This window comes from Tepidicella baoligensis (genome assembly GCF_013432195.1).
In the GTDB taxonomy this organism is placed as follows: Bacteria; Pseudomonadota; Gammaproteobacteria; order Burkholderiales; family Burkholderiaceae_C; genus Tepidicella; species Tepidicella baoligensis.
Window position 1 is genome coordinate 117170 of sequence record NZ_JACCDB010000007.1, and the last position, 10640, is coordinate 127809.

10 protein-coding genes are annotated in these 10640 nt (G+C 65.2%); 3 read left to right on the plus strand and 7 right to left on the minus strand.

The window, feature by feature from the left end:
- Nucleotides 1-15: 15 nt before the first annotated feature.
- Nucleotides 16-1593 carry a methyl-accepting chemotaxis protein gene (locus HZS63_RS09170; RefSeq protein WP_180683733.1) on the minus strand — a complete coding sequence of 526 codons (1578 nt, stop codon included), beginning with the start codon at nt 1591-1593 and terminating at the stop codon, nt 16-18.
- A gap of 106 nt (nt 1594-1699) precedes the next feature.
- Complete coding sequence (gene dinB / locus HZS63_RS09175) at nt 1700-2899, minus strand: DNA polymerase IV (RefSeq protein ID WP_180683734.1); 1200 nt, start codon at nt 2897-2899, stop codon at nt 1700-1702.
- A 164-nt stretch (nt 2900-3063) separates the two neighbouring features.
- Here dinB and pcaC point away from each other — a divergent pair, with 164 nt between their 5' ends.
- Nucleotides 3064-3450, plus strand: a complete 387-nt coding sequence (pcaC, locus tag HZS63_RS09180; protein ID WP_180683735.1) for a 4-carboxymuconolactone decarboxylase — start codon at nt 3064-3066, stop codon at nt 3448-3450.
- Nucleotides 3451-3457: 7 nt separating this feature from the next.
- Here pcaC and HZS63_RS09185 read toward each other — a convergent pair whose 3' ends face one another.
- Together HZS63_RS09185 and HZS63_RS09190 are read right to left on the minus strand one after the other, a co-directional pair.
- A complete protein-coding gene (locus HZS63_RS09185) occupies nt 3458-4078 on the minus strand; it encodes a hypothetical protein (RefSeq protein WP_180683736.1) in 621 nt (206 codons plus the stop codon).
- Between the two features lie 22 nt (nt 4079-4100).
- Nucleotides 4101-4673 (minus strand): PAS and helix-turn-helix domain-containing protein, encoded by a 573-nt coding sequence (locus HZS63_RS09190; RefSeq protein WP_246316265.1) that lies wholly within the window; start codon nt 4671-4673, stop codon nt 4101-4103.
- 92 nt (nt 4674-4765) lie between these two features.
- On the opposite strand from HZS63_RS09190, the gene HZS63_RS09195 reads away from it, so the two are divergent.
- Together HZS63_RS09195 and HZS63_RS09200 are read left to right on the plus strand one after the other, a co-directional pair.
- Nucleotides 4766-5470, plus strand: a complete 705-nt coding sequence (locus HZS63_RS09195) for a CoA transferase subunit A (RefSeq protein WP_180683737.1) — start codon at nt 4766-4768, stop codon at nt 5468-5470.
- A gap of 12 nt (nt 5471-5482) precedes the next feature.
- The gene (locus HZS63_RS09200) at nt 5483-6121 is read left to right on the plus strand and encodes a CoA transferase subunit B (protein WP_180683738.1); all 639 of its coding nucleotides are present in this window, start codon (nt 5483-5485) and stop codon (nt 6119-6121) included.
- 169 nt (nt 6122-6290) lie between these two features.
- Here HZS63_RS09200 and HZS63_RS09205 read toward each other — a convergent pair whose 3' ends face one another.
- Genes HZS63_RS09205 through HZS63_RS14130 form a run of 3 tightly spaced genes read right to left on the minus strand, consistent with a single transcriptional unit; the run spans nt 6291 to nt 10639 of the window.
- The gene (locus HZS63_RS09205) at nt 6291-9515 is read right to left on the minus strand and encodes a type I restriction endonuclease subunit R (RefSeq protein WP_180683739.1); all 3225 of its coding nucleotides are present in this window, start codon (nt 9513-9515) and stop codon (nt 6291-6293) included.
- A gap of 9 nt (nt 9516-9524) precedes the next feature.
- Nucleotides 9525-10517 (minus strand): virulence RhuM family protein/type II toxin-antitoxin system death-on-curing family toxin, encoded by a 993-nt coding sequence (locus HZS63_RS09210; RefSeq protein ID WP_343039974.1) that lies wholly within the window; start codon nt 10515-10517, stop codon nt 9525-9527.
- Nucleotides 10514-10639, minus strand: a complete 126-nt coding sequence (locus HZS63_RS14130; protein WP_281364035.1) for a hypothetical protein — start codon at nt 10637-10639, stop codon at nt 10514-10516. The genes HZS63_RS09210 and HZS63_RS14130 overlap by 4 nt, the downstream gene beginning before the upstream one ends.
- Nucleotide 10640 lies beyond the last annotated feature (1 nt).

Sequence of the window (10640 nt, forward strand, 5' to 3'; positions counted from 1 at the left end):
AGGTGGCGGTCTGCTTCAGGGCAGGCGGAACACCTGCACGGCCCGTTGCAGGCTGAGGGTGCCTTGGTTCAGGCGTTGCGCGGCTGAGGTGGATTCCTGGACCAGTGTGGCGTTTTGCTGCGTCACCGAGTCGAGCTGGGCCACCGCTTCATTGACCTGGGCAATGCCGAGCGACTGCTCCTGCGTGGCGTGGGTGATTTGCAGCACCAGCTCCGACATGCGCTGAACTTCCTGTACCACCCGGTCGATGGTCTCGGCCGCATGGTGCATTTTCCCGGAACCCTGGCTGACCTGCTCGACCGAGTGACCGATCAGTTCACGGATTTCACGGGCCGCATTGGCGCTGCGCTGGGCCAGGGCCCGCACCTCGGAAGCGACCACGGCGAAGCCGCGTCCCTGCTCGCCGGCCCGGGCGGCTTCCACGGCGGCGTTGAGCGCCAGGATATTGGTCTGGAAGGCGATGCTTTCGATCACACCGATGATGTCGCTCATTTTGCGCGACGATTGTTCGATCGCGTCCATGGACTGGCGTACGGCACGGATGGCCTCCTGCCCCTCGTTGGCCGTTTGCGTGCTGTGGCGCGTCTGCTGCGCGACCTGGTTCGCGGTGTCGGCGGTCTGTTTCACCGTGCCGGAGAGCTGTTCCATCGACGCGGCGGTTTCCTCCAGGCTGGTGGCCTGTGATTCCGTTCGGGTTGCGAGGTTTTGGCTGCCGGTGGCTATTTCCTCGGCCGAACGGCTGAAGCCGGCGATTTCGGTGCGCACGTCGCCGATGACCGCGCGCAGGTTCACCTGTACCTGCATCAGCTTGCGGATCAGAGAGCCCATGGGCTCGGGGAAATGGTCGTTGGCACGGGAGGTCAGGTTGCAGCTGGCCAGGTCGCGGGCGAGGCGGTCGGCTTCTTCGAGCGCACGCTGGAATCCCTGGCGGAACCAGGCATACACGGCCGCTGCACCGATGGCCAGCAGGCCCGCCTGCAACGCCAGCGCGCTGCCGTCGCCGAGCAGTTCGGGGCGCCACCAGCGCAGTGCCGCCGGCAGCGTGCCCACGACGGCCAGTCCGATCAGGGCACCGGCCAGCCGCTCGCCCAGGGTGAGGTGACGGTGCGACTCCAACCAGCCGCGCCAGCCGACCCGCAGCACCCGCCCTTCCTTGAGCTTGATCGTGGGACGGCCGGACTCGCGTTCGCGGGCCAGCTGGGCGTAGAGGGTTTCGGCCGCGCGGATTTGCTCGCGCGTGGGTTTGACGCGGACCGAGAGGTAGCCGACGGGCTTGCCGTCTTGCAGGATCGGGGTCACGTTGGCCACGACCCAGTAGTGGTCGCCGTTCTTGCGGCGGTTTTTCACCAAACCGGTCCAGGGGCGGCCTCGGCCGATGGTGGCCCACAGGTCCTTGAAGCCCTCGGCGGGCATGTCGGGATGGCGGATCAGGTTGTGGTTCTGCCCGATCAGTTCGTCCTGCGTGTAGCCGCTGACCTTGATGAAGGCCTGGTTGGCGTGGGTGATGTAGCCCTTGGTGTCGGTGACGGACACCAGCATCTCGGTGTCGGGGTAGTCGTACTCCTGCTGCGTGACGGGCAGGTTCATTCTCATCGCTGTCTCCTGTGCCTGGTCCGGTCGGCCATGCGTTCGGGTGAATGGGGATTCTACGCAATGGCCGTGCCTGGACCGGACATGCCTCGACCGGGCGAACTCAGGATCAGAAGAGGTCAGCCTGTGGCGACGGTGCGTCGCGGGGGGCGATGGGGGACGTGGGGGCCGTGTCGGCGAGACGCATCAGTGCATCGGCTCGAACGCCGAGCAGGCGCAACGGGCGGTCCAGGGGTGCCCGTTTCAGGGCCAGACCGGCACCGCGGCGCAGCACGGTGGCCTCGTCGGTCGGTGCGGCCAGGCGCTGGTGGCGTGTCACGGTCTGGAAGTCGTCGTACTTGAGCTTAACCGCCACCCCGCCGGCCCGGTAGCCCTTGCGTTGCAGATCGGCCGCTACCTGCTCGCACAGCCGCGTGAACACGGCACCCAGTGCCGCGCGGTCACGCCGGGGGTGCAGGTTGCGTTCAAAGGTGGTTTCCCGGCTCATGCTCACGGGTTCGCTGCGGGTCTGTACCGGGCGGTCGTCACGGCCCCAGGCCGCTTCGTGCAGCCACAGCCCCTGGGTCGGGCCGAAGTGCTCCTGCAAGGTATCGAGTGGCTGCGACGCCAGATCGCCTATCGTGTGGATGCCCAGTGTTTCGAGCTTCTGCTCGGTTTTGGGGCCTATGCCGTTGATCTTGCGGCACGGCAGGGGCCAGATCAGCGTTTGCAGGTCGTGTTCGTGGACGATGGCAATGCCGTTGGGTTTGTGGAATTCGCTGGCCATCTTGGCCAGCAGCTTGTTGGGCGCCACGCCGATGGAGCAGGTCAGGCCGGTGGCCTCGAATATGCCTTTCTGAATCAGTCTGGCCAGCACCCGTCCTCCTTCGCGCTGGCCCCCGGGAACGTCGGTGAAATCGATATAGACCTCATCGATACCCCGGTCCTCCATGACTGGGGCGATCTCGGTGATGACGGCTTTGAACGCGTGCGAGTAGCGCCGATAGGCGTCGAAGTCCACCGGCAGCAGGATGGCATCCGGGCAGAGCCGGGCGGCCTTCATCAGTCCCATGGCCGATCCCACGCCAAACTGCCGCGCCGCATAGGTGGCCGTGGTGACGACGCCGCGCCCGGCATAGTCGCGCAGCCGAGGGAAGGCTGCTGGCGGGATCTCGGCTTCGGGCACATCGGCGTAGGTTCGGCCCAGGGCATGGTCGGCGTTGCGGCGGCCACCCCCGATCACCAGGGGCAGGCCTTTCAGTTGCGGGTAGCGCAGCAGTTCCACCGACGCGTAGAAGGCGTCCATGTCGAGGTGAGCGATGCGTCTCATGGGGCGAGGGCGGGGATACTGAAACGTTGAGCAGCGGCCGCCAACCCAATATCGGCGCGGCCTGTAGCGATTGTCCACGGGTTTGTCCACAGCTTCGGCCACAGCCGATGTGGACAAACCCAGGTATGCTTGGAGCCGGTCAGACGACCGCAGGAACAATCACGATGGACACCTCCGACCACAAGGATTTCGACCGGGGCCTCGCCATGCGCAAGCGCGTGATGGGGGAAGACTTCGTGGCCCGCGCTTTCAGCGGGCTCACCGATTTCACCGCGCCGCTGCAGCAATACATCACCCGCAACGCCTGGGGCGACGTGTGGCAGCGCCCAGGGCTGGACCTGAAAACGCGCAGCCTCGTCACCGTGGCCATGCTCACGGCCTTGGGCAAGCAGCATGAACTCAAGGGGCATGTGCGCGGCGCCCTGAACAACGGCGCCACGGCGCAGGAGATCCAGGAGGTGCTGCTGCACGCCAGCATCTACTGCGGGCTGCCGGCGGCGGTGGAGGCGTTCCGCTCGGCTGCCGAGGTGGTGGACGGCCCGCAAGGCTGACGAGACCTCAGGGCCCGGGAGGTGGCGGAGGGGCGCCCTCGGGAGGTGGCGCGGTGCGGATGTCGTCGAACTGCCGACGCAGCCGTTCCAGCCCCTGCCGGAAGGCTTCGGCATCGCCATGCTCGAAGAAGGTGGGATAGCGGTCGTGTGCGCCGTAGAGCCGCCGTGCGTGCTTGATCGGGCACCAGTATTGCTCGGTGCGGGCGGCGATCTCCCGGGCGTAGGCAATGACCCCGTTGCCGTAGGAGCAATAGAAGCAGTTGAACTTTTCGATGGCGTTCAGGTAAGGCAGATCGGCGCGGTCAAACACCAGGTAGTCGGCCCGCCGCACCTTGGGGATGCGGTATACCGGGAAGCACACCGCCTGGTAGACCGTGACGAAGAGGTCCAGTAGCGCAAACACCGGCCAGCCGGCATAAATCACGGGCGCCGTGAGCACCACCGAGAGCCGCGTCCCGCGCAGGTAGCGCCACAGGCTTACCCGCTGTTGTCGCTGCAGTTCCACCAAGCGGCCAGCGAGGGCCCGGCGTTGCTGTTCGAACTCGGCCCGCAGCCGGGCGTATTCCTGTTCCACCTGCTCCTGCAGGGACTGGATGCGGGCCAGGAGTTCTTCGATCGAAGGGGGCATGGGGTTTTCTCCGTTGATGGGGTCAGCCGGTCAGCAGCCGTTGCACCAGATCGACCGAACTGCTGGCCTGATACTTGCGCATCAGTCGGGCCCGGTAAATTTCCACCGTGCGCGGGCTGATACCCAGGGTTTTGCCGATTTCCTTGGCCGTCAGGCCTTTCATCACCAAGGCGGCGACTTCGCGCTCGCGCGCGGTCAGCTCGGCCTTGACCGGGCGGCGGGACGACAAGTCTTCGAAGCTCCAGATGCCGGCGGCGTGCGGGTCGGCGCGGTCCAGTGCCCGGCCGGTGACGTGACACCAGAAGGTCTGCCCGGCCAAACGGCCGCCGACGCGCTTCATCACCCGCTCGTCGGAATAGTGGCCCCGGGCATTGAGGATGGGCGCGATGCGTTCGCCGATGCGTTCGAACTCGTCGGCACTGGGGTAGAGCAGCTGGAAGCTTTGGCCGATGAGTTCGTCGCGCGTGACGCCGAACATCTCGCAAACCGCCTGATTGCAGTCCACCATCGTGCGGTGGCGCGACAGCACCAGCCCCACCGGGGCCAGATCGAAGGCGAGGCGATAGTCGATGTCGGGGGTGGCAGCGGTTTTCAAGGGGGCTAGGGGTTGGCCTTTAGGCAATACTACGTACGCCGTTACGTAGTATCGTATGGTTTTCCTTCACTTTTGGACAGGAGCGTGCGAGCATGAACAAGGTGTATCCCAGCGCGGCCGAAGCCCTCAAGGGCGTGGTGGCCGACGGGCAACTCATCGCCGTGGGCGGCTTCGGCCTGTGCGGCATCCCCGAGGCGCTGATCGACGCACTGCGCGACAGCGGTGTCAAGAACCTGACGGTGATTTCCAACAACGCGGGCGTGGATGGCTTTGGCCTGGGCAAGTTGCTGGAGACGCGCCAGATCAAAAAGATGATTTCCAGCTACGTGGGCGAGAACAAGGAGTTCGAGCGCCAGTACCTGGCCGGCGAACTGGAGCTGGAGTTCACCCCGCAGGGCACGCTGGCCGAGAAGCTGCGCGCCGGGGGTGCGGGCATTCCGGCCTTCTTCACCAAGACCGGCGTGGGCACCATCGTCGCCGAGGGCAAGGAGCACCGCGAGTTCCACGGCGAGACCTACATCATGGAACAAGCGCTGTTCCCGGACGTGGCGCTGATCAAGGCGGATGTGGCCGATCTGTCCGGCAACCTGCGCTTTCGCCGCACGGCGCGCAACTTCAACCCGCCTGCAGCCACCGCGGGCAGGGTTTGCATCGTCGAGGTTGAGCGCGTGGTGCCCACCGGGGCCATCGATCCGGATGACGTGCACCTGCCTGGCATTTACGTGCACCGCATCGTGCACAACCCCACACCCGAGAAGCGCATCGAAAAGCGCACCACCCGCGACCGCAAAGTTTGAGGAGTACCGAACATGCCCTGGACCCAAGACCAAATGGCCGCGCGTGCGGCCCAAGAGCTGCAGGACGGCTTTTATGTGAACCTCGGGATCGGCATCCCGACGCTGGTGGCCAACCACGTGCCCGACCACATCGAAGTCTGGCTGCAGAGCGAAAACGGCATGCTGGGCATTGGCCCCTTCCCCTATGAGGACGAGGTGGACCCCGACCTGATCAATGCCGGTAAACAGACGGTAACGACCATCAAGGGTTCGTCCATCTTCAGCTCCGACCAGTCTTTTGCCATGATCCGCGGCGGCAAGATCAACCTGTCCATCCTGGGCGCGATGCAGGTCACGCACAAGGGGGACCTGGCCAACTGGATGATCCCAGGCAAGATGGTCAAGGGCATGGGCGGGGCAATGGACCTGGTGGCCGGCGTCAAGCGCGTGATCGTGCTGATGGAGCACGTGGCGCGCAAGAAGGACGGCACCGAGGACCTGAAGATCCTGCCCGAGTGCACCCTGCCGCTGACCGGCAAGGGGGTGGTGGACCGCATCATCACCGATCTGGGCGTGATGGACGTCACGCCCGAAGGGCTCAAGCTGGTCGAGCTGGCGCCGGGCGTGACGCGCGAGTTCATCCAGAGCAAGACCGGCGTGCCGTTGCTCTGAGGCGCTCATCGGGACCGGTCGGTCGGCAGGTCCCGATCCGAACAGCTCGATGTAATGCTGGTAGCTGTAGATGGTGCAGCGCGGCTGTTGTTCAGCGCTGGCGCATGGAAGGGCAGTCGTGTGTGGGATCGGTGGCCTTCACTCGAGCACGTCGAACACCTGATGCCCCTCATGCACGGGCAAGCGCCGGCTGCCATGAGGCGGACAGTGCCTCGGCCTGCTGCAGCACGGTCTGTACCGCCGAATCCTGCAAATCCGGCGGATACCCGTACTTGCGCAGGACGCGCTTGACCAGCACCCGCAGCCGGGCGCGGGCCGATTCGCGATGGGCCCAATCGACGGTGACGTTCTCGCGCAAGGACACCAGCAGTTCGTGGGCAATCACGCGCAGCTTGGCGTCGCCCATCACCTGCAGGGCAGATTCGTTCTCCGCCAGCGCGTCGTAGAAGGCGATCTCCTCGTCGGACAGACCCTGGTCTTCACCGCGACTGCGCGCGGCGCGGATGTCCTGCGCCAGCCTGATCAACTCCTGCAGCACCTCGGCGGTGGTGATGGCGTTGGCGTGGTAGCGCGCGATGGCATCTTCCAACCGCTCGGTGAAGGCGCGGGTCTCCACCACGTTGGTGCGGGTGCGGGAACGGATGCTGTCACCCAGCAGCTTGCGCAGCGCTTCCAGACCCAGGTGCTTCTTCTCCATCTGCTGCACTTCGAGCAGGAACTCGTCGGACAGAATGGAGATGTCCGGCGTCTGGATGCCGGCAGCGGCCAGGATATCGACAATCTCAGTGGAGACCACGGCGCGGCTGACGATCTGCTGGATGGCCAGCTCGCGATCCTGCCGGGCCGTGCCTGAGCCGCCCGCCGTCTTGACCAGCGCGGCGCGGATGGCCTGGAAGAAGCCGACCTCCTCGCGGATGCCACGCGCCTCATCCGAACTTGCGGCCAGTGCGAAGGCTTTCGACAGCGCCAGCACGCCATCGGCAAAGCGCCGTTGCGCCTGCTTCTTACCCTCGGGCGTGGTTTCCGCCGCGGCCCATTGCTGCTGCTTGTCGAGTATCCATTCGATGGCGCCGGCCATCATCGCCAGCCGTTGGCCGGGCGTGCCGCCCAGGCCCGTGCGGTAGTCGAAGCCGTGGAACATGTCGCGCACGATCTCGTACTTCTCCAGGAGTACCGCCACGGCTTCGGCTTCGTCGATGCCGGTTTTGTCCTGGTCGGGCTTGGAGTACTGCGCCAGCGCGGATTTCAGGTTCTGGGCGATGCCGATGTAGTCCACGATCAAACCCGCCGGCTTGTCGCGGAACACGCGGTTGACGCGGGCGATGGCCTGCATCAGGCCGTGGCCGCGCATCGGCTTGTCGATGTACATCGTGTGCATGCTGGGCGCGTCGAAGCCGGTCAGCCACATGTCACGCACGATCACCAGCTTGAGCGGGTCCTGCGGGTCACGGGCGCGCTTGGCAAGCAGATCGCGGCGCGCCTTGTTGCCGATGTGCTGTTGCCATTCCGCCGGATCAGACGCCGCGCCGGTCATCACGATCTTGAGGCTGCCGGCGTTGTCGTCATCGCTGTGCCAGTCGGGGCGCAACTTGATGATCGCATCAAAGAGCGCCACGCAGATGCGCCGGCTCATGCACACCACCATCGCCTTGCCTTGCAGGGCAGCGACGCGGTCTTCGAAGTGCTGCACCAGATCGGCGGCCACCAGCGCCAGGCGCTTGTCACTGCCCACCAGCGCTTCCACCGTGGACCACTTCTGCTTGGTGCGCTCGGCGCTGGGCTCGTCCTCGTCCTCCAGCAGCGCCTCGATCTCGGCATCGATGCGCGGCTTCTCGTCCTCGTCCAGTTCGATGCGGGCCAGCCGCGATTCGTAGTAGATCGGCACCGTGGCGCCGTCTTCCACCGCGCGGCTGATGTCGTAGATGTCGATGTAGTGGCCGAACACCGCCGGGGTGTTGACGTCGGTGGCCTCGATGGGCGTGCCGGTGAAGCCGATGAAGGAGGCATTGGGCAGCGCGTCGCGCAGGTACTTGGCAAAGCCGTAGGTGATCGCGCCGGTTTGGCTTGCGACTCTGACCTTGAAGCCGTACTGGCTGCGGTGCGCCTCGTCGGCGATGACCACGACGTTGGCGCGATCCGTAAGCATGGGGAAATCGGTCTCGTCCGCCGCCGGTGAGAACTTCTGCAGCGTGGTGAAGATCACGCCGCCGGAGGCGCGGTTGAGCAGGCTGCGCAGATGCTCGCGGTCCCGCGCCTGCACCGGCGTCTGCCGCAGCAGGTCGCGGCACATGGCGAAGGTCGCAAAGAGCTGGTCGTCCAGGTCGTTGCGGTCGGTGAGCACCACCAGCGTCGGATTGGCCATGCGCGGCTCGGCCACCAGCAGGCCGGCGTAAAAGGCCATCAACAGGCTCTTGCCCGACCCCTGGGTGTGCCAGATCACCCCGGCCTTGCGGTCGCCGGGCGGTTGATCCTTGACGCTGGGCAGTCCGTAGACGGCCGGGTCCTCGGCCACCGCACGCTGGCTCGCCCGTAGCGTCGAGATCACCGCCTTCTTGACCGCGTGGAACTGGTGGTAGCCGGCGATGATCTTGATCAGCCCGCCACTGGTCTCGCCGAACACAGTGAAGTGCCGCAACAGGTCGAGGAAGCGCCCCGGCTCGAATACGCCCTCGATCAGCGTGGCCATCTCCGGCGTGCCCTTGGGCTCGATCCGGGTGCCATCGGTGGTGCGCCAAGGCATGAAGCGCTCGAAATCCGCCGACAGCGAGCCGACCCGGGCCTGCAAGCCGTCGGACGTCACCAACAGCGCATTGCTGCGAAACAGCGCCGGGATCTGCTGCTTGTAGGTTTGCAGCTGATTGAAGGCGCCGGCCAGCGTCGCGCCCTCGCCGCCGGGGGCCTTGAGCTCGATCACCGCCAGCGGCAGGCCGTTGACGAACACCACCACATCCGGCCGCCGCCGGGCCTGGCCCGCGACCACGGTGAACTGCTGCACCGCCAGCCAGTCGTTGTTGGCGGGGTGGTCGAAGTCGATCAGCCGCACCTTGCCCGCCGTCAGCGTGCCGTCCCCGGCGCCGCCTTCATGCAGCATGTACTCCACGTCCGCGCCTTCGGTCAGCAGGCGGTGGATGCGGCGGTTTTCCTCCAACAGGTGGGGCAATTCCGATTGTGTCAGGCGGCGAATGGCGTCGGCCTGCGCCTCGGGCGGCAGCGCCGGGTTCAGGCGCGCCACGGCGGCGGTCAGTCGCGCCTTGAGCACCACCTCGTCGTAGGCCTCCCGCTCCGGTTGCTTGCCGTCGGGGCCGATGAGCTCGTCCGAGGCGCAGGCGTAGCCCAGCGAAGCCAACTGCTCCAGCAGCGCGGTTTCCAGTTGGGCTTCGGAGAGGAAGGCCATGGCGATTCCTTACGGTTGGTTTTCTTTCAGCAACACAAAATGCTCCACCAGCTTCACCATCAGTTCCTTCTGATCAGGCTTGCTCTCGGCCACCAGCAACGCCAGCGCCACCAAGGTGTTGTCGTTGACCAGCCGCTCCACCGGCTGCGCCAGCAGGTGTTGGTTCAAGCGCAAATACCACAGAAACAGGAAGGCGCCGGTACGCTTGTTACCGTCGGCCAGGGGGTGATTTTTGATCACGAAATACAACAGATGCGCTGCCCGGCTGGCGACATTGGGGTAGAACAACTCGTCACCAAAACCCTGTTCGATGGTGGCAATGGCAGACGCTAGCCCATCGCCGCGCAGTTGCCCGAACAGCTCGGTGGCTTCGCCCTTGGCGATCAACTCCGCCTTGAGCTGAGCAATAGCGCGAAGCGCATCGTCCAGCTGTATCGCCTGCATGCCGCCTTGTTTGGCCGTCTGCCCTGTCAGGCTTTGCTCATCGTAGCCCTGTAGCAAACTCCAGCTGCGGGCGTATTTCGCGATTACCTGCAACACCGCCTCGCCCTGGGCGCTCACCAGTTGCTGGTTAGCCAGCGTGCGCGACAGCAGATCCAGCGCCTGCTCGAACTCGATGCCACGCTCTTGCAGACGTTGCTGATTGAGGGTATAGCCTTCTACCAGATGCTGGCGCAGCACACGGGTGGCCCATTGGCGAAAGCGAGTGGCGCGGCTGGAATTGACCCGGTAGCCGACCGAGATGATGGCGTCGAGGTTGTAGTGTTTTAGCTGACGCTTGACCTGTCGGGCGCCTTCCTGACGAACTACCGAGAAATCCTCGGTAGTTGCTGGCTCCTGCAATTCCTTGTCCGCATAGATATTTTTCAGATGAAGGCTGATGTTGTCGGTTGAGGTGTCGAACAGTTCCGCCATCTGCGCCTGCGTCAGCCAGACGGTCTCGCCCTCCAACCGTACCTGTACCGGCTGGTCGCCGGATTCGAAAATCACGAGGTTATTCACGGATTCCCTCCCTGGAACATGCGTGCATTGGATTGGACCCGCCCTACCAGCGCGAGCGTGTCCAATCTGGCACGCTCGCGCGCCCAGGTGAGCAGCTCGGGGTTGACGGGGATGGGGGGCATT